Origin of the sequence: Streptomyces sp. UW30, assembly GCF_008042075.1 — a bacterium.
GTDB lineage: Bacteria > Actinomycetota > Actinomycetes > Streptomycetales > Streptomycetaceae > Streptomyces.
The window spans coordinates 82,969-101,180 of record NZ_RDBN01000001.1; the positions used below are offsets into that span (position 1 = coordinate 82,969).

An 18,212-nucleotide genomic window follows, 5' to 3' on the forward strand; every position below is an offset into this window, starting at 1 on the left:
CGTGCCAGAGTTTGCATTCGCGCGCGACTTGGCCGACTTGATGGGTAGCGAGCTTTCGGGGGACGGACATGGGTTCTGGGATGACCGCACCGGTCGGCAGGAGTGTGCGCGACGTCGTACGTGAGGTGGTCGGGGAAGTGGCGTCCGACGAACTTCCGCTCGTGGACGGGCTGTTCCAGTTCGACGACGTCACGGTCGTACGGCGGCTGAGCGGACGGGGCGGTCGACGGGAACCGCTGGGGTTCGGCTGGGGTGAGATCGCGGTCCTGGTGACACCGGTCGTCTGGCTCACGGTGGACCAGGCGGCCAGGCGATTCGGTGACGTGATCGGCGAGGGAGCGGTGCAGCGAATCATGGCCGGTCTGCGCCGCGTCCTGCGCCGTCGCCCCGCTCCCGTCATCGTCCCGCCGCTCACCCGCGAGCAGCTCGGGCAGGTGCGCGAGCAGGTGCTGCAGGCTGCCACGGAACGGGGCCTGTCCGAGCGGCGCGCCAAGGAGATCGCCGACGCTGTGCTGGCCCGGCTGGTGCTGGCAGAGGCAGACGACCCACCGCAGCAGCCGGACACCCCGGCCGACGGCAGCACCCCGGGCCAGGGCTGAGCGATGGCTACGCCTGATCCTCGGGCTCCGCTTGCCGAGCGGGTAATTGGCGTGGGCACGACAGTTCGGTTCGCGATGCTGGTGATCCTGTTGCTGACGGCCAGCGGCGCGATGATCCTGCCCGTCCTCCAGGCGTTCCAGAGTGCGAACACCCTGAACTGCAATCTCGCTGCCGGGGTGGATCCCGCCAACATCGGCAACGGACCCGCCCTGGTCAGTGCCCTCAGCCAGGCCGTCCCGTACATAGCCTGTATGGCCGAGTACGCTCCACCGCCCCCATGGTGGGGGATAGCCGGGTGGCCGGTCCTGCTGTCCGGCGCGGCAGGCGTATTGTTCCTCGTTCTTCCGGCCTGGAAGGGCAGACGCGGCCGGCTCGTGCCCCTGGAGTCGGTCGACCATGCGGGCGAACTCGGCCGCCTGCTCGACGACTTGGCGGCGACGGCCGGCCTGGGGCGGACGCCGCGGGCGGTCATCGACCCGGCAGCCGCCTCCACCGGCGCGGTGGTGTTCGGGCGCAACGGCCGTCCGGTCGTGTGCCTGCACGGCGGTCTCCTCGCCCGAAGAAGCAGCGAGCCCCAGCGCTTCAGGGCGGTGCTGTTGCATGAACTCGCGCACATCGCCAACCGGGACGTGACCATCACCTACGTCACCATCTGCTTGTGGCGGGTGTTCCTCGCCATGGTGCTCGTGCCCTACCTGGTCTGGGAGGGCGACGTGATCTACGGGACCTACTTCGAGTTCGGGGCGTCGGACTGGCTCAGCGGCCTGCCGGCGACGACGCGGGGTGTGCTGCTTCCCGTCGTCATGGTGGCGCTGGTGTACCTCGCTCGATCGGACGTGCTCCACAGCCGGGAGGTCTACGCCGACCTGGCGGCCGTCCGCTGGGGCGCGGACCCGAAAGGCTGGGCCGTCACGCAGTCGGCTCCGGCGGACAGCGCGCTACGGCGGGCTTTCGCGTCGTTCCTGGACGTGTGGCGCACCCACCCGCGATGGGAACTGCGCCGTGACGTCCTGGCCGATCTCTCGCCGCTGTTCGGCATCCGCGCGCTGTCGATGTTCCTGACCGGGACCGCGGCGACACTGATCCACTCCTATGTGCTGAGCTACTTGTCGCCGTACTACCTGGCCGGCGGGTGGCTGAACCAGGCCGTGTTCCTCGCCTCGGCAGTCCTCGTCACCGGGGTGGCCGGGATCGCCCTGTGGCGGGCGGTGGTGCACGCCGCCCTGACGGCGGGCCGACCGCCCTCCGGAGTGCGGACGGGGCTGTGGCTCGGCGCCGGGATGGCGGCCGGCAACCTGATCACCGGGTTCGGCTCGGGCGCCGAGTGGTTTCCCAGCCGGCCTCAGTTCCTGCTGCTCGTCGTGTGTGCCGGCGTGGCATACGCCTGGTGGGTCACCCAGTGCGCCCGCCTGTGGACCAGAACCTGGCGGGGGCGGACGCTGCGCCCGGTGCTGCTGCTCAACCTGGCGGCCGGCGCCTTGGTGCTGTGCTGCTGGCTTGCCTGGTGGGGGCAGGCCGGGGCGCCGTACGCGAGCGGATTCTCGTTCTCTGCCGCCGGGGTGCACGCGGCCCTGCAGTACGACTTCCCCGGCTCGATCACAGGACACCCGGCCATGTTGTCCGCGATCACCGCGGTGCTGCCGCCGGTGCTGAACGCGCTGGGTCCACCCCTGCTCCCCGCCGCGGTCGCGGTGTTCTGGGTGGTGCCACTGCTGGCCTGGGCGATCGGGCCGAGCACGGTCACGCCCCGCTGGGCCGACGGCGCTCTGCCCGACACCGGCGTCCTCGTGCAGCCGTCCGGGGAAGGCCTTCGTTCAGGTACGCCATCGTCGTGGTGCCCTTGGCGGGGATCCACTTGTCGTACTTGCCACGGTTGTAGGCCTGCTGGCCGTCGGTCCAGCCGTGCGGGAGGCCCTCCAGGAACTGCATGCCGGCACCCATCTCGCCGACAGGTACATGCAGTTGGCGTTCGGCGCCGTGGTCTCGGTCGCCATGGTGGCCTGCCGGCATTGCCGACCAAGGCCGCTACGAGCCGGCGTACCGGCCGTGAACTCGGCGAGGAAACCGTGCGCGTCGTCTCTGTCGTGATCGCGACCATCCCCGTGCCCCCGGCCCCGGCACACCTCACGTACCCGCGACTTTCACACGAGCGCCACCGGACCCTTCCCTGACGTTTGGTGCTCCTGGAACACTCCTTCCGCGCGCATTCCGTCACATGCCGTTAGGTCAAATCACCCCCTATGGGAAGAGGTCCCTCACTCATGCCCGAAGTCAATCGCCGCAGATTCATTCAACTCGCGGGCGCGACCACGGCGTTCACTGCTCTGTCGAGCAGCATCCAGCGGGCCGCCGCCATCCCGGCGAACCACCGCACCGGGTCGATCGAGGACGTCGAGCACATCGTCGTCCTGATGCAGGAGAACCGTTCTTTCGATCACTACTTCGGCAAGCTGCGCGGCGTCCGCGGCTTCGGCGACCCGCGTCCGGTGGCGCACGACAACGGCAAGTCGATCTGGCACCAGTCGAACGGCACCAAGGACATCCTGCCGTTCCACCCGGACGCCGACGACCTCGGCATGCAGTTCCTGGAGGGCCTCCCGCACGGCTGGACCGACGGCCAGCAGGCCTACAACCGTGGCAAGTACGACAAGTGGATCCCCGCCAAGGGCACCACGACGATGGCGTACCTGAACCGCGAGGACATCCCCTTCCACTACGCGCTCGCCGACGCCTTCACCATCTGCGACGCCTACCACTGCTCGTTCATCGGCTCCACCGACCCGAACCGCTACTACATGTGGACGGGTTACACGGGCAACGACGGCCAGGGCGGCGGCCCGGTCCTCGGCAACGACGAGGTCGGCTACGGCTGGACGACCTACCCCGAGCGCCTGGAGCAGGCCGGCATCTCCTGGAAGATCTACCAGGACATCGGCAACGGCCTGGACGCGGCCGGCTCCTGGGGCTGGATCGACGACGCCTACCGGGGCAACTACGGCGACAACTCGCTGCTGTACTTCAACAAGTACCGCGAGGCCAAGCCCGGCGACCCCTGGTTCGACAAGGCCCGCACCGGCACCGACGTCAAGAACGGCGACGGCTACTTCGACCGGCTGAAGGCCGACGTCAAGGCCGGCAAGCTGCCCCAGATCTCCTGGATAGCCGCCCCCGAGGCCTTCTCCGAGCACTCCAACTGGCCCTCGAACTACGGCGCCTGGTACATCGCCCAGGTCCTGGACGCCCTCACCTCCAACCCGGAGGTCTGGTCCAAGACGGCCCTGTTCATCACCTTCGACGAGAACGACGGCTTCTTCGACCACGTCGTGCCGCCGCTGCCGCCGAAGGACGCCTCCCAGGGCAAGTCCACCGTCGACGTCTCGCTCGACCTCTACAAGGGCGACAGCAAGCGCCCGGCCGGCTCCTACGGCCTCGGCCCGCGGGTTCCGATGCTGGTCGTCTCGCCGTGGAGCACGGGCGGCTACGTCTGCTCCGAGACGCTCGACCACACCTCGATCCTTCGGTTCATGGAGCGCCGCTTCGGCGTCAAGGAGACCAACATCTCCCCCTGGCGCCGGGCCATCTGCGGCGACCTGACCTCGGCCTTCGACTTCGCCCGCAAGGACAGCCGCCCGGCCGCCCTGCCGGAGACGGACGAGTACGAGCCGCAGGACCGCGAGCGTCACCCCGACTACAAGCCGACGCCGCCGGCCGATGTCGCCATGCCGAAGCAGGAGCGCGGTCTGCGTCCCGCCCGCCCGCTCAAGTACGCCCCGCACGTGGACGGTTCGGTCGACGCGGTGGCCGGCAAGTTCACGCTGTCCTTCGCCTCCGGCGCCAAGGCCGGTGCCGCCTTCCACATCACGTCCGGCAACCGCACGGACGGCCCGTGGATGTACACCACCGAGGCCGGCAAGGGCATCGCGGACACCTGGAACTCGGCGTACTCGGGCGGCTCGTACGACCTGACCGTGCACGGCCCGGCCGGTTTCGTGCGCTACTTCAAGGGCTCGAACAAGACGGCCGGCCCCGAGGTCACCGCCCGCCACAAGGGCGACGACATCGAGCTGACCTTCACCAACAAGGGAACGGCGAGCGCCCGCCTGAAGATCGCCAACGGGTACGGCGGCCGCCCCGCGACGGTGACGGTACGGCCCGGCGCCACCGTGCGGCACTGCGTCGACCTCGCGGCGAGCCGTCGCTGGTACGACCTGACGGTCACCTCCGACGCCGACTCGGCGTTCCTGCGGCGCTTCGCCGGGCACGTCGAGAACGGGCGGCCGGGCGTGAGCGACCCGGCGATCGTCATGGAGTAGTGCCGATCGGAACGCTCCGAGCGCTGCTCCGAGTAGCGCTCAGAGTGCTGTGAGGTGCCCCGGCTCCGGCTGCCGGGGCACCAACGCAGGTTCCGGCGCCGCCGACTCGGGCTCCAGGGCCAGTACGGCGGCCACGGGGTGCTCTTCGGCCGGTGCCGCATCGGCGTGCTCCGCCTCGGGGGCGGGCTTCGGCGTGGCCCGGCTCAGCAGCACCACACCCCAGGAGGCCAGGCCCGCTCCGGCCAGCGCGAGGAGGATGCCCGCCGCGCCGCCCTGGAGACGCTCGCCGAGCAGGACGAGCCCGATCACCGCGGCCGCCATCGGGTTCGCCAGCGTCACCATCGCGAGCGGGGCGCCGAGGCCGCCCCGGTAGGCGGTCTGCGACAGCAGCAGGCCGCTCGCCGCAAGGGCCGCGACCAGCAAGGCCACCCCGAGCACCTGAGGGCTGAGCAGCGGGGCCGAGTGGTCCGTCGCTGCCACCGTCACCGTCTGCGTGAGCGCCGAGGCCACCCCGGAGGCGAAGCCGGACGCGGTCGCGTGCCGCAGCCCCGGCCGGGCGCCAGGCCGCGACAGCATGCCGATCAGGGCGACCGTCACCGCCGCGACCGCCAGCGCCTCGGAGGTGCTGAGCACGTCGTCGGGCGCGGGCGCGGACGCCGTCACGAGGATCGCGCCCAGTCCGGCCAGGGTCAGCGCCGTACCGCGCCACTCGACCCCGCTGACCCGCCGCCCCGCGAGCCGCGCGCCCAGCGGCACCGCGGCCACGAGGGTGAGCGCGCCGAGCGGCTGCACCACGGTCAGCGGACCGTACTTCAGGGCCACGACGTGCAGCAGCGCACCCGAGCCGTTGAGCAGGACCGACCCCCACCAGGCGCCGGAGCCCAGCAGCCGCAGCAGGCCCGAGCCCGCGGCGCGGGAGGCCAGCCGCTCCTGGGCGACGGCCGCCGCGGCATAGGCGACGGCGGAGAACAGCGACAGGACGACGGCGAGGACGGTGGCGTTCATCGGCCGGCTCCCACGAGTACGGCGTCCTCTTGGACGGGTTCCGGGTTCCGGGCCTCGGGTACGAGCTTCCCGGCGCCGCGGCCGGCCGTCGTCGCCGTGCGCTGCGGCAGGCGCATCGACGCGAGCGCGATGCCGAGCATGGCCGTCGCCACGATCGCGTCGAGCCAGTAGTGGTTGGCCGTGCCCACGATGACGACCAGGGTCAGCAGCGGGTGCAGCAGCCACAGCAGGCGCCAACGCGACCGGGTCGCCACGATCAACCCGATCGCGACCATCAGGGCCCAGCCGAAGTGCAGGGACGGCATCGCCGCGAACTGGTTCGACAGATGGTCCGTCTGCGGCGAGCCGTACACGGAGGGGCCGTACACCTGAGCTGTGTCGACCAGTCCGGTCGCGGCGAGCATGCGCGGCGGGGCGAGCGGGAACGTCAGATGCACCAACAGGGCGGCGGCGGTGACGGCGGTGAGGACGCGGCGGGCCCAGACGTAGTGCGCGGGGCGCCGCAGATACAGCCAGATCAGGAAGGCCGCGGTGGCCGGGAAGTGGACGGTCGCGTAGTAGGTGTTCGCGATGTGTATGAGGGTGTCGCCGTGCAGCAGCAGGCTTTGCACCGAGCCCTCGCCGGGCAGACGGACCGCCCGTTCCAGGTCCCACACGCGGTCCGCGTTGCGGAAGGCCTCACCGGTGTGGCCCGTGGCCAGCTGCCGGCCGAACTTGTAGACGAGGAAGAGCCCTGCGACGAGCAGGAGCTCCCGGACGAGCGGAGGCCGCGCTATCGCGGTCTCCGCCTGTGCAGGCTCGGTGCGGGCATTCATTCCCCCGGCCCTTTCGTTCACGTGGGTGGTGCTGGCTGAGCTTGTCGAGCTGTTTGACTCCAGGGGCTCGGCGAACTCATCGATACGGCGACGTACCGAAACGCCCCTGTACCGATACGACACTGTACCGATACGCCTGCGTTCCGGTACAGTGACGTTTCGATAGACGTGCGCCACACTGGATACCGAGCCTTCGCGGACAGCGGGGCGTGGCACCCGAGCGAGGAGACGAGCACATGACGTCGCAGGCCGCGGACGGACCGGAGACGGTCGCCGCCTCGCGCCGCTCCAAGATCACGCCCGAGCGTGAGCAGGAGTTCTTCGACGCCGTGCTCGAACAGGTCCGTGCCTGTGGCTACGACTCCGTCACCATGGAGGGCGTCGCCGCCAGCACGCGCTGTAGCAAGGCCACGCTCTACCGGCAGTGGAAGACGAAGCCGCAGTTCGTGGCGGCCGCCCTGCGCGCCAGCCGGCAGACCCGCTTCGACGGCATCGACACCGGCACGCTCGCGGACGACCTGCGGGAAGCCGCCCGGGCCGCGGGGGCGTGGTCGGCCAGGGACACCCGGCTGTTGCAGGCCCTCGGCCACGCCGTCATGGAGGACCCGGAACTCAAGAAGGCGCTGCGTGAGGCGCTCATCGACCCCGAGATCGACGCGCTGCGGCAGATCCTGCGGCGCGGTGTCGAGCGGGGCGAGGTGGCCGCCGACCATCCGGCGCTGGAGTACATCCCCGCCCAGATCTTCGGTGTGCTGCGCGCCCGTCCCGTGCTGGAGGGCGTGGACGCCGACCCGGAGTACATCGTCCGATTCGTGGAGGCCGCCGTGCTGCCGACGCTCGGCCTCACCTGAGACTCAGGTCGCCGTCCACGGGATGACTGGACGGTGACCTGTTCCGCGCCGACCCGTGGGGACGGGGGCGGCGCGCACCCCCCGGCCGGGTGGGGCTCCTCTTGAGCGGAGGGGAGCCCCGCCCGGCCGCTTTCGTGCCTGCGGCGGGTCAGACGTCCTGGCCGTTGCCGCCGCCGGTGGACGCCTTGATGCCCTTGGCGATCTCGTCGAGGACCGACTGCCCCTCCTCGACGTCGACGCCGGTCCGGACCACCACCATCTGCCGCGCACTGACCGGCGAGGGGAAGGCGAGCGACTCGACGTAGCCGTCGGCGCCCTTGCTCGTGACCGCCTTCCAGCGGACCAGGTAGCCCTTCTGCCCGGCCACGGTCACCGCCTTCGAGGCCAGCACCTCGTGCGAGGTGATCTCGCCGTACCCCTTGCCGTACGACTGCTCGGCGTTCGCCGCGATGTCCGCCTTCGCGACCGCCTCGGCCGTGTCGCCCTTGGTGCCGAGCGCCAGCGCGGGAGCCGAGTAGGCGCCGCCCTTCTGGCAGGTCTGCGAGGTCTCGGAGGGGCACTTGTACGTCTCGTCCGACGCCACGTGCGCGCCCCAGTTGATCTGCTGGCCGTACCAGCCGTCCGGGATGGGGATGCTGATGCCGCTCACCGGGTCGGTCACCGAACCGCTGTCCACCTTCGGCGCCTCGGACTCGTCGGGGGAGGGCGACTGCCCACCGGACCCGCCATTGCCCCCGCCGGATCCGCCGTTCCCACCGCCGGAGTCCCCGAAGGGGCCGCCCTGACCGCCGCCGGGGCCGCCCTGTCCGCCCGAGCCCTGTTGCTGGGAGTTGGCGCCGCCGTCCGAGCTGTCGTTCGCAGTCAGCGCGTACACGCCCACGCCGATGCTCGCCAGGACGACCACCGCCACCCCCACGGCTATGCCGGTGCGCAGACCGCGCCGCCCGCCCGACTGCACCTGGCCGGGATAGCCCGGGTGCACCGGATACGCGGGATACGCCGGGTGCGCCGAAGCGTCCCCGCCCGCCGTCTGCTGCTCCGGCGGGCTCCACGTGTCGGCCCCACCCGCGGGCCGGACCTGGTCCGTCCATGCCTTGCCGTCCCACCAGCGCTCGGTGGGCGGACCGTCACTTTGCCGGCCGGGGTCGGGGTACCAGCCGGGAGGAGTCGCCTGCGTCATGGGTCCACCGTATGAGGCGTCGGTGAAAGCGGGATGAGAGGCCCAGGCTTCGGAACCCTGGCACGCCCGCATCCCGCGCCCCGTGCCACCCCGGAGGTCACTCCAGGACGAGCCGCATCGGCCGCTCCCCGGCAGGTGGCGGAAGCCGCAACCCCTCCAGGCCCGGTGTGATCGAACCGAGTACGCGCGCGTGCCGGGCGCCGGTGGCCGACGGCTCGGTGCCGGGCAGGCCGTGCGCGGTCAGGAACCCCAGGACGGCGAAGGCGTACGCCTCCTTCGCCGCCGACGGCAGACCCAGCGCGTCGGAGGTGCGCAGCACCACCCCGGGCAGCCGCTGCCCGAGCATCCTCATCAGCGTCGGGTTACGAGTCCCGCCCCCCGAGGCGATGACCTCGGTGGCGCCCAGCGTGTGCAGGGCGTCGGCGACCGTCCGTGCCGTGAGCATGGTCAGCGTGGCGACGACGTCCTCGGCGGGCAGGGTGCCGAAACCGGACAGCGCGTCCCGCAGATGGCCCAGGTGGAACAGCTCCTTGCCGGTCGTCTTCGGCGCGGGCAGCGCGTAGTACGGCTCCTCCAGCAGCCTGCGCAGCAGCGGCTCATGGACGGCACCGCGACCGGCGAGCGCCCCGTCCACGTCGTACGACAGACGCCCGCCGCTGAACCCCCGCGCAGCCGCGTCGATCAGCGCGCACCCCGGCCCGGTGTCGAAGGCCGTGCCATCGGGTGCGGTGAGGTTGGCGATGCCGCCGAGGTTCAGGGCGACGGGCGTGCCGGGCCGGCCCCGCAGCCACAGCAGGTCGACCAGGCTGACCAGCGGCGCTCCCTGGCCACCGGCGGCGATGTCGCGCGACCGGAAGTCGGCGACCACGGGCAGCCCGGTCGCCTCGGCGATCCACGCGGGCTGCCCGAGCTGGAGCGTGCCGTACACCTTGCCGTCCTCGGCCCAGTGGTACACGGTCTGCCCGTGCGAGGCGATCAACTCCGCCCTCCCGTCGCACAGTTCACGCACCGCCCGCACGGCCGCCGCCGCGAAGGCCTGCCCGATCCGCGTGTCGAGCCGGCACACCTCGGCCATCGAGGTCGTCCCGGGCGGCAGCGCGGCCGTGAGCGCCTCCCGCAGTGCCTCGTCGTACGCCGCGCTCACCAGCCCCAGCGGCTTGAGGACAAGGCTGTCGCCGTCGAGGCTCAGGTCGACGGCGCCGGCGTCGATGGCGTCGTAGGACGTGCCCGACATCAGGCCGATCACCCGCATCAGCTCAACTCACCCTCCGTGACCCCCACTTGCTTCCGCCGCGGCGTCCAGGCCAGCGCCAGGACGCTCACCGCGCACGTCGCCGCCGCGTAGTACGCGGGGATGTCCACGCTCCCCGTCCGCTCGATCGTCTCCGTGATGATGAGCCCGGCGCACCCCGAGAACACCGCATTGGACAACGCGTAGGCGAGTCCCAGCCCCGTGTAGCGCACATTCGTCGGGAACAGCTCCGCCAGCATCGCCGGACCCGGTCCCGCCATCAGCCCCACCACGGCACCCGCGCCCCACACTGCCGCACCCTTCACACCGAGGGAAACGCTCGGGTCCTGAAGAAGGTTGAGCAGCGGCACCGCGAGCAGCACCACGAGCACCGCACCCGTCAGCATCACCGGCCGTCGCCCGAACCGGTCGCTCAGCCATCCCGCCGGCACGATCGTCACCGCGAACCCGAAGTTGGCCAGCACCGTGGCGATCAGCGCCTGCTGGAAGGTCGCGTCCAGCGTGGACTGGAGATACGACGGCAGCACGACCAGGAAGGTGTAGCCGGCCGCCGCCCACCCCATGATCCGCCCGGCACCCAGCGCGATCGCGCCCGCGACCTCCCGCGCGGGCGGCCGCCCGTCCTGCCGCTCCTCCCGGAACGCCGGCGTCTCGTCCAGCCGCAGCCGCAACCACAGCGCGCCCAGCCCCAGCGGCAACGTCAGCAGGAACGGCAACCGCCAGCCCCAGGAGCCGAGTTGCTCCTCGGTCAGCACGGTGGCGAGCAGCGCCGCCACCCCCGCACCTCCCAGCAGCCCCAGCGCGACCGTGAACGACTGCCACGAGCCGTACAGCCCGCGCCGCCCGGGTGGCGCGAACTCGGTCATCACCGACACCGCGCCCCCGAACTCCCCGCCCGCCGACAGCCCTTGCAGCACCCGCAGGAACGTCAGCAGCCACGGCGCGAGGGCGCCGACCGTGGCGTACGTCGGCAGCGCGCCGATCAGCGTCGTCGCCACCGTCATCAGCGTGATCACCAGGATCAGCACCGGCCGCCTGCCGATCCGGTCGCCGAGCCGGCCGAACAGGGCCGCCCCGACCGGCCGGAAGAAGAACGCCAGCGCGAACGAGGCGTACGTCTTCACCAGCGCCTCGACCTCGCCGCCGCCCTCCGGGGTGAAGAAGCGCGCCGCGATGATCGTCGCGAAGTAGCCGTAGACACCGAACTCGTACCACTCGATGAAGTTGCCCACCGACCCCGCGACCAGGGCCTTGCGGGACCGGACCGTGCTTCGCTCGTGGATGGTCAACGTCAACCCCTCGCCTACGCTGGTCGTCCGAAGGCCGACCGGAGATCGACCGGGCATCGCCCGGATGTCGAGTGAATGTCGGTTCGACCATCGGTTTTTGACTGTCGGTCAGTTTTCCAGGGGCAGGTCGCGGGCCCTTCGCGTCGCCTTCCCGCACACACCGTCACCCATCACGGCAACAGCTGCCCGGACCGGCCTCCACTTAGGCAGCCGGAGGGCTACGCTCGAGGTCTGCACGTCGTCAGGTTGACACTGGGGAGGTAGCGGGATGACGCAGGTACGGCCCACACCGGCCGCCTCGGCTTCCCTGTGGGAGCGCGACGAGGAACTCGCCGCGGTCGAGGAGGCCCTCGACACACTGTGCGCCGACCACTCCTCCTCGGGCAGCCTCCTGGTGCTCCGGGGCGAGGCGGGGCTCGGCAAGACGGCACTGCTGGCCGAAACCCGCCGTATAGCCGAGTCCCGCGGCTGCACGGTCTGGTCCGCCCGCGGCAGGGAGACCCTGAGCTCGGTCCCGTTCAACGTCGTACGACAGCTCCTCCAGCCAGCGCTGCTGTCGCTGATGCCGGAAGAGGCGCGCGAGTACCTCGGCGACTGGTACGACATCGCCGGACCCGCCCTCGGCATAACGGACCCCGGCGAGCGCCAGGCCGACCCGCAGGGCGTGTGCGACGGCCTAGTCGCCGCCGTCCGCAGACTCGCCCGGCGCGACTGGCCGCTGGTCCTGCTGATCGACGACGCGCACTGGGCCGACCAGGAGACCCTGCGCTGGCTCGCCGCGTTCTCCGAGCACGTCGGCGAACAGAACGTGCTGGTCCTCGTCGCCCGCCGCCCCGGCGAGACCAGCGGCGACAGCGCCCGCCACCTCGACACCGTCGCCGCGGCGGGCTCCTCCGTCGCCACCCTGAGCGCCCTCACCCCGGACGCCACCGCCGGCCTCACCCGCGCCACCCTGGGCGTGCACGCCGACGCCCCGTTCTGCCGCGAGGTCTGGGCCGTCACCGGCGGCAACCCGTACGAGACCGTCGAACTCCTCGCCAAGGTGCAGGACAGCGAGTTCGAGCCGACCGAGTCCGCGGCCGCCGAGCTGCGCGCCCTGAACCGCGAAGCACGCGGCGGCGGCCTCGTGGCCCGGCTGGAGACGCTCGGCATCGACGCCACCCGGTTCGCCTGGGCGGCCGCGATCCTCGGCACCGGCATCAGCGTCGACCTGGTCGCCGAGCTCGCCACCATGAGCCCGGACGAGGCCGTGCGCTGCGCCGAGCTCCTGCGCACCGCCCGCATCCTCACCGAGCCCGACCCGGCGGGCGTCCAACCGGACGACGGCGAGCTCCAGTTCGTGCACCCGCTGATCGCCAGCGCCGTCTACAACTCCATCCCGGACGCCCTGCGCACCGCGATGCACGGCATCGCCGCCCGCGTCGTCACCGACAACGGCCACGGCGCCGCGGTCGCCGCCCGTCACCTCCTGGAGGTCCACCCGGACGACGACGAGGAACTCGTCGAGCAGCTGCGCGAGGCCGCCCGCGAGCATCTCGCCGTCGGCGCCCCCGACGCGGCCCGCCGCTGTCTGGAGCGCGCCCTGCTGGAGCCGCCCCTGCCCGCGGTCCACGCACGCGTGCTCCACGAACTCGGGTGCGCCACCCTCCTGACCGCGCCCGCCAGGACCATCGACCACCTCCAGACCGCCCTGGCCATGCCCGGCCTCCACGGCGACGAACGCGTCGACGCCGTCTGCCGCCTCTCCCAGGCCCTCCTCCACAACGACCAGCTGGAGGAGGCCGTCCGCACCGTCGAGGCGGAGGCCGCCCGGCACCCGGCCGGACCGGCCAGGCTGCGGCTCCAGGCGGTGCAGTTCATGTGGGAGGGCATCCACGCGGGCGAGTCCGCCTCACCCGGACGCTCCACGCGCCTCGCCGAACTCGCCAGGACCTGCACCGGCCGCGACAACCCCGAGCGGGCCCTGCTCATCCTGCGCGGCTTCGACGCCATGGCCCGCGGCGAGAACGCCGAGGAGGTGGCCGAGCTGTGCGACCGCGCCCTCGTCAACGGCCGCCTCGCCCCCGGACTCGGCTGGACCGACCCGCAGTGGGGCATCGAACTGCCGATGATGCTGGCCAGCGCCTACGCCTACACCGACCGGCTCGACCGGGCCGAGGCCCTCTACAACGAGGCGCTGCGCGCGTACGAGTCCGCCGGCTGGAGCGGCGGCCATCTCTCCCTTGCACACGCCTACGTCGGACTCGGCCTGCGCAGGCGCGGACGGCTGCGCGAGGCGGAGGCGTCGCTGCGCAAGTCGCTGGCGCTCGCCGAGCGCGTCGGCCGCCGGCTGCCCCTGCACTGGTCCGCCACCTGCAACCTCGTCGACACGCTGCTCGCCCGCGGCCATGTCCAGGAGGCCTGGGAGATCGCCGAACAGTACGGCTTCGCGCCGCCCTACCCGTCGACGATCGTCCTGCCGGACCCGCGCTCGGTCCGCGGCCGCCTGCTCCTCGCCGTCGGCCGCACCAAGGACGGCATCAACGAACTGGAGGCCGCGGAGAAGGCGGCGGACGTACGCGGCCACCACAACCCGGTGCTCGTCCCCTGGGCCGTCGACCTGGCCCGGGTCCTCGCGAGCGAGGACCCGGCGCGCGCCGCCCGGCTGGCCACCGAGGTCCGCCGGCAGGCCGAGCGCCTCGGCACGGACACCGCCATCGGCGAGGCCCTGCGGTGCGCCGCCCTCCTGGAGACCGGCCAGCGCGCGGTACGCCTCGCCGAACAGGCCGTCGCTTATCTGGAGGCCTCGCCCTGCCTGTACGAACACGCGGCGGCCCGGGTCGAGTACGGCATCGCCGCCCGCTCGTCGGCGGAGCTGCGGCGCGGGATCACGCTGGCCCGGTCGTGCGGTGCGGACGGGCTCGTGCTCCAGGCGGAGGCGGCGCTGGCGCTCCAGTAGGGGGCCGGGAGGGGGCGGCTTTCGGCTGCGGCGCCGTCGGGACTGGTCGCGCGGTTCCCCGCGCCCCTTCAAGGCGTCAGAGCTTGAGGAGTTGATCTGTGACGGCGGTCAGCCGTCGTCGCACGTTCGGGTCGTACGTCCCCTCGTGCGCCCGCGCCCGCGAGGTCCCGTCGAAGTAGCCGCCCGTCCCCATGTCCCGGGTCGCCAGGGCCAGGACGCCCGGCGCCCCGTCGGCGACCGTGTTCCACGGCTTGACGCCGCCCTCGCGGACCATCCCGGTGTCCATGTAGGTCGCCGGGTGCAGCACGTTCACGCAGACGCCGGTGCCCTCCAGCTCTCCGGCGAGGGCGAACGTATGGGCCGCGAGCGCGAACTTGCTGCGCCAGTACGCCGAGGCACCGGTGTAGCCGCGGGTCAGCTCCGGGTCGTCGAAGTCGAGCGGCTCCTGACCGGCCGAGCCCACGTTCACGATCCGCGCGGGCGCGTTCGCACGCAGCACGGGCAGCAGGGCGCGGGTCAGCGCGACCGGCGCCAAGTAGTTCACCGCGAGGCGCAGTTCATGCCCGTCGACGCTGAGCTCACGGCCCGTGCCGGGCGGACCGAAGCCCACCCCCGCATTGTTGATCAGCACGTCCAGCTCGGGATGCTCCCCGGCGACATGCGCGGCCAGCTCCCGCACCTGCCCGAGCGAGGCCAGGTCCGCCACGAACCCCTCGGCCTCACCTTCGCCCCGCAGCTCCTCGACGAGCGCCTCCGTACGGCCCGCGTCCCGCCCGTGCGCGAGGACGCGATGCCCCGAACGGACCAGCTCGAAGGCGACGTAACGGCCGAGACCCGAGGTGGCGCCGGTGATCAGAATGGTGGACATGCCTCCACCGTAGGCACGGGGTGGAGGCATGTGCGAGGCGCTCCTGAACCTACGACCGCCAGGGTCACCCTCGCCCTCGGGCTCCGGCGTCCGGCCCGGCTTCCTCGGCGAGCACCCGCTGGGCCGTCGCGAACGCCGAGTTCGCCGCCGGGACCCCGCAGTACACGGCCGTCTGGAGCAGTACGGCGCCGATCTCCTCCGGCGTCAGCCCGTTGCGTCGGGCCGCCCGGACGTGCATGGCCAGCTCGTCGTAGTGCCCGTGCGCGACCAGCGCCGTCAGGGTGATCATGCTGCGCTCGCGGCGGGTGAGCGTCGGGTCGGTCCAGATCTCGCCCCAGGCGTAGCGCGAGATGAAGTCCTGGAAGCGCGCTGTGAACGGCGTCTGCCGGGCCTGCGCCCGGTCCACGTGGGCGTCGCCGAGCACCTCCCGCCGCACCTCCATGCCTAGGCCCGCGCCCCCGTCGAGGTGCGCCCGCAGAGCGGTGAGCACGGCCTGCGGGCACTGCGCCGGCGCCAGGTGCGAGGCCCCCGGGATCTCCACGAGCGCGGCACCGGGCACGGCGTCCGCGATCTCGCGCAGGTGGACCGGCGGGGTCGCGGGGTCCTCGCGCCCGGCGATCAGCAGGGTCGGGGAGGAGATCTCGGCCAGCCGGTCACGCAGGTCGAAGGAGGCGAGGGCATCGCAGCAGGCGGCGTAGGCGCCCGGATCGGCGTCGCGGTGGTCCCGCACCAGCTCCGGCACGGTGAACCCCGGCGTGAACCAGCGGGCGTTCGCGCTCTCGGCGAGCCCCGCGAGCCCTTCGCCGCGCACCAGCGCGGCCCGCTCCTCCCACGGCTTCGAGCCGTTGAAGTGCGCCGACGAACAGATCACGGCCAGGGAGTCGACCCGCTGCGGATGGTGCACGGCCAGATGCAGGCCCACCGCACCGCCGAGCGAGACACCCGCGTACGCGAACCGCTCGATGCCTAGCGAGTCCGCGAGCGCCAGCACCAGGCCGGCGAGGTCACCGACGGTCGCGCCCGCCCCGATGAGATCGGCGGCCGAACCGCCGTGACCCGGCAGATTCCAGCGGACCACCCGATGGGTGATCGACAGCTCGGGCGCGACCTTGTCCCACAGGGCGTAGGACGTGCCGAGCGAGGGTCCGAGCAGCAGCGGGGGCGCCGAGGCGGGCCCTTCGGCCCGGTGGTCGAGGAGTTTCAACGTCGCTCCAGAGCACGGTCGGTGAGGGCTCCGGCGGAGCCGGTGTAGTGGGTGGGGTCGAGGTCGACGTCCGCCAGCTCACGCGCCTCGGCGAGCGGACGCCCCTCGGCGGCCAGCCGGGTGAGCAACTCCTTGGCACGGGCCCGGCCCAGCACCGGGGACAGCTCGGCCGACAGCCGCTCGGAGACGATCAACCCATGGGTGAGATCCAGGTGTTCGCGCATGACATCGGCCCTGACCCGCAGTCCCTCGGTCAGTTCCACGGCGTCCCGGGCGGCTCCGCCGACCAGCCGCAGCAGATCCCTCAGCGGCTCCCACTCGGCGTGCCAGGCACCGGCCGGCCGCTCGTCCTCAGCCGCCAGCGACCCGTACAGCGTCGCCGCGAGCTGAGGCGCCCGTCGTGCGGCGGAGGCGATGAGTGTGGACCGTACGGGATTCGACTTGTGCGGCATGGCGGAGGAGCCGCCGCCGCTGCCCTCCGCGACCTCGGCGATCTCGGTCCGGGAAAGGGTGAGCACGTCCCCGGCGGCCTTGCCGAGGGCGCCCGCCGTGAAGGCGAGGCACCCGGCGAGATCGGCGACGGGTGTGCGCAGGGCGTGCCAGGGCAGGTCGGGCGCCCGGAGGCCGAGCTCGCGGGCGTACGCCGCCGGCAGAGCGGTCGGATCGGCGGCGCCGTACGCCTCGAAGGCCGCCAACGTCCCCGCCGCACCCCCGAGTTGGGCCGGGAGCGAGTCCCGTACGGCCCGTACCCGGTCCCGCGCGTCGAGGACCAGCGCCCGCCACCCGGCCGCCTTCAGCCCGAACGTCGTCGGTACGGCGTGCTGGGTGAGCGTCCGCCCCGGCATCGCGGTGGCGCGGTGCTCGGCAGCCAGCCGTGCAAGGGCCCGCTCGGTGCGGTCGAGGTCGCCGAGGATCAGATCGAGCGTGCGCGAGGCGACCAGCATCGTCGCCGTGTCCATGATGTCCTGGCTGGTCGCGCCCCGGTGGACGTAGGGGCCGTACTCCTCGCCGACGGCCTTCGTCAGGTCGCCGACCAGCGGGATGACCGGGTTGCCGCCGGCGCGGGCGCGTTCGGCGAGGGACCGTACGTCGAAGTGTCCGGCGTCCGCCGCCTCGGTCACCGCCACCCCGGCCTCGGCCGGGGCGAGGTCCAGGGCGGCCTGGGCGCGGGTGAGGGCGGCCTCCGCGTCGAGCAGGGCCTGGAGCCAGGCCGTGTCGCCGGTCGCGGAGGCGGCGGGGGAGCCGGCCCACCCGGGGGCGAGCAGGCCGGTGTCGTCGGAATCGACAGAAGTCACTGGAACTCCAGGAAGACCGTCTCGCCTTCGCCCTGAAGGCGGATGTCGAAACGGTATGTGCCCCGGCCCTGGTCCTTTGCGATCAGCGTGTCGCGTCGCGCCTCGTCCAGTCGGGCGAGCAGCGGGTCGGCGGCCAGCGCCGCGTCGTCGCCCGGCAGATAGATCCGGGTGAACAGGTGCATCAGCAGCCCGCGCGCGAACACGCACACGCTGAGGTAGGGCGCGCTGCGCCCACGCGCCCCGGGCCGCAGTGTCCGTGCGGTCCAGTGGCCGCTCGCGTCCGTCTGGATGCGCCCCCAGCCGGTGAACTCCACGCCGCTCCGGCCCAGGAAGCCGCCGCTCGCCGGGTCGCGCCGCATCGATCCGTCGACCTGCGGGACCTGGCCGTCGGGGTCGGCGCCCCACAGCTCGAAGAAGGCGTCCGGGAGCGGGTTGCCCTCGCCGTCGAGGACATAGCCGTGGAGCGCGATCGTGTCCGGGTGGCCGACCGGCGCGATGTCGCCGCCGCCGGGGAAGGGCAGGGCGTGGCCGTAGAAGGGGCCGACCGTGTGCGACGGGGTCGGGAGCACGGTCTCCGGGCGGCTCGTGTCGATCTTCGTCAT

Annotated in this window: 13 protein-coding genes and 1 pseudogene; 5 read left to right on the top strand and 9 right to left on the bottom strand. The window is 72.4% G+C overall.

What is annotated here, in order from left to right; translation table 11 throughout:
* Positions 1 to 80: 80 nt before the first annotated feature.
* From EAO75_RS00380 to EAO75_RS00390, 3 genes and pseudogenes are all read left to right on the top strand, one after another.
* Positions 81 to 599 carry a hypothetical protein gene (locus tag EAO75_RS00380; RefSeq protein WP_147993011.1) on the top strand — a complete coding sequence of 173 codons (519 nt, stop codon included), beginning with the start codon at positions 81 to 83 and terminating at the stop codon, positions 597 to 599.
* Positions 600 to 851: 252 nt separating this feature from the next.
* Positions 852 to 1,589 (top strand): annotated as a pseudogene (locus tag EAO75_RS46915) (M48 family metalloprotease); the annotation flags it as partial.
* 1,272 nt (positions 1,590 to 2,861) lie between these two features.
* Positions 2,862 to 4,913 carry a phosphocholine-specific phospholipase C gene (locus EAO75_RS00390; RefSeq protein WP_147993013.1) on the top strand — a complete coding sequence of 684 codons (2,052 nt, stop codon included), beginning with the start codon at positions 2,862 to 2,864 and terminating at the stop codon, positions 4,911 to 4,913.
* 39 nt (positions 4,914 to 4,952) lie between these two features.
* Here the strand turns inward: EAO75_RS00390 and EAO75_RS00395 are convergent, their stop codons facing one another.
* Together EAO75_RS00395 and EAO75_RS00400 are read right to left on the bottom strand one after the other, a co-directional pair.
* Positions 4,953 to 5,918: a DMT family transporter gene (locus EAO75_RS00395; protein ID WP_147993014.1), complete on the bottom strand. Its 966-nt coding sequence runs from the start codon at positions 5,916 to 5,918 to the stop codon at positions 4,953 to 4,955.
* Positions 5,915 to 6,733 carry a phosphatase PAP2 family protein gene (locus EAO75_RS00400; RefSeq protein WP_147993015.1) on the bottom strand — a complete coding sequence of 273 codons (819 nt, stop codon included), beginning with the start codon at positions 6,731 to 6,733 and terminating at the stop codon, positions 5,915 to 5,917. Before EAO75_RS00400 ends, EAO75_RS00395 begins: the two co-directional genes overlap by 4 nt.
* Positions 6,734 to 6,969: 236 nt before the next feature.
* Between EAO75_RS00400 and EAO75_RS00405 the strand changes: the two genes are divergently transcribed.
* Positions 6,970 to 7,584: a TetR/AcrR family transcriptional regulator gene (locus EAO75_RS00405; RefSeq protein ID WP_147993016.1), complete on the top strand. Its 615-nt coding sequence runs from the start codon at positions 6,970 to 6,972 to the stop codon at positions 7,582 to 7,584.
* 148 nt (positions 7,585 to 7,732) lie between these two features.
* Here the strand turns inward: EAO75_RS00405 and EAO75_RS00410 are convergent, their stop codons facing one another.
* From EAO75_RS00410 to EAO75_RS00420, 3 genes are all read right to left on the bottom strand, one after another.
* Positions 7,733 to 8,764: a DUF2510 domain-containing protein gene (locus tag EAO75_RS00410; protein WP_147993017.1), complete on the bottom strand. Its 1,032-nt coding sequence runs from the start codon at positions 8,762 to 8,764 to the stop codon at positions 7,733 to 7,735.
* Between the two features lie 97 nt (positions 8,765 to 8,861).
* Positions 8,862 to 10,016, bottom strand: a complete 1,155-nt coding sequence (locus EAO75_RS00415) for an anhydro-N-acetylmuramic acid kinase (protein WP_147993018.1) — start codon at positions 10,014 to 10,016, stop codon at positions 8,862 to 8,864.
* Entirely contained in the window at positions 10,016 to 11,305 is a 1,290-nt protein-coding gene (locus EAO75_RS00420) for an MFS transporter (RefSeq protein WP_410092118.1), read from the bottom strand. Before EAO75_RS00420 ends, EAO75_RS00415 begins: the two co-directional genes overlap by 1 nt.
* Positions 11,306 to 11,573: 268 nt before the next feature.
* On the opposite strand from EAO75_RS00420, the gene EAO75_RS00425 reads away from it, so the two are divergent.
* Positions 11,574 to 14,243 carry an ATP-binding protein gene (locus tag EAO75_RS00425; protein WP_147993020.1) on the top strand — a complete coding sequence of 890 codons (2,670 nt, stop codon included), beginning with the start codon at positions 11,574 to 11,576 and terminating at the stop codon, positions 14,241 to 14,243.
* A 76-nt stretch (positions 14,244 to 14,319) separates the two neighbouring features.
* Here EAO75_RS00425 and EAO75_RS00430 read toward each other — a convergent pair whose 3' ends face one another.
* From EAO75_RS00430 to pcaG, 4 genes are all read right to left on the bottom strand, one after another.
* A complete protein-coding gene (locus tag EAO75_RS00430; protein ID WP_147993021.1) occupies positions 14,320 to 15,111 on the bottom strand; it encodes an SDR family NAD(P)-dependent oxidoreductase in 792 nt (263 codons plus the stop codon).
* Positions 15,112 to 15,175: 64 nt separating this feature from the next.
* Positions 15,176 to 16,315, bottom strand: a complete 1,140-nt coding sequence (gene pcaD / locus EAO75_RS00435; protein WP_147993022.1) for a 3-oxoadipate enol-lactonase — start codon at positions 16,313 to 16,315, stop codon at positions 15,176 to 15,178.
* A complete protein-coding gene (gene pcaB, locus EAO75_RS00440; RefSeq protein WP_147993023.1) occupies positions 16,312 to 17,610 on the bottom strand; it encodes a 3-carboxy-cis,cis-muconate cycloisomerase in 1,299 nt (432 codons plus the stop codon). The genes pcaD and pcaB overlap by 4 nt, the downstream gene beginning before the upstream one ends.
* Entirely contained in the window at positions 17,607 to 18,212 is a 606-nt protein-coding gene (pcaG, locus tag EAO75_RS00445; protein ID WP_147993024.1) for a protocatechuate 3,4-dioxygenase subunit alpha, read from the bottom strand. The genes pcaB and pcaG overlap by 4 nt, the downstream gene beginning before the upstream one ends.

Coding starts and splice junctions, on each gene's coding strand:
- pcaG (WP_147993024.1), bottom strand. CDS start 18,212: ATGACGAAGATCGACACGAGCCGCCCGGAGACCGTGCTCCCGACCCCG.
- EAO75_RS00410 (WP_147993017.1), bottom strand. CDS start 8,764: ATGACGCAGGCGACTCCTCCCGGCTGGTACCCCGACCCCGGCCGGCAA.
- EAO75_RS00390 (WP_147993013.1), top strand. CDS start 2,862: ATGCCCGAAGTCAATCGCCGCAGATTCATTCAACTCGCGGGCGCGACC.
- EAO75_RS00430 (WP_147993021.1), bottom strand. CDS start 15,111: ATGTCCACCATTCTGATCACCGGCGCCACCTCGGGTCTCGGCCGTTAC.
- EAO75_RS00405 (WP_147993016.1), top strand. CDS start 6,970: ATGACGTCGCAGGCCGCGGACGGACCGGAGACGGTCGCCGCCTCGCGC.
- EAO75_RS00415 (WP_147993018.1), bottom strand. CDS start 10,016: ATGCGGGTGATCGGCCTGATGTCGGGCACGTCCTACGACGCCATCGAC.
- EAO75_RS00395 (WP_147993014.1), bottom strand. CDS start 5,918: ATGAACGCCACCGTCCTCGCCGTCGTCCTGTCGCTGTTCTCCGCCGTC.
- EAO75_RS00425 (WP_147993020.1), top strand. CDS start 11,574: ATGACGCAGGTACGGCCCACACCGGCCGCCTCGGCTTCCCTGTGGGAG.
- EAO75_RS00400 (WP_147993015.1), bottom strand. CDS start 6,733: ATGAATGCCCGCACCGAGCCTGCACAGGCGGAGACCGCGATAGCGCGG.
- EAO75_RS00380 (WP_147993011.1), top strand. CDS start 81: ATGACCGCACCGGTCGGCAGGAGTGTGCGCGACGTCGTACGTGAGGTG.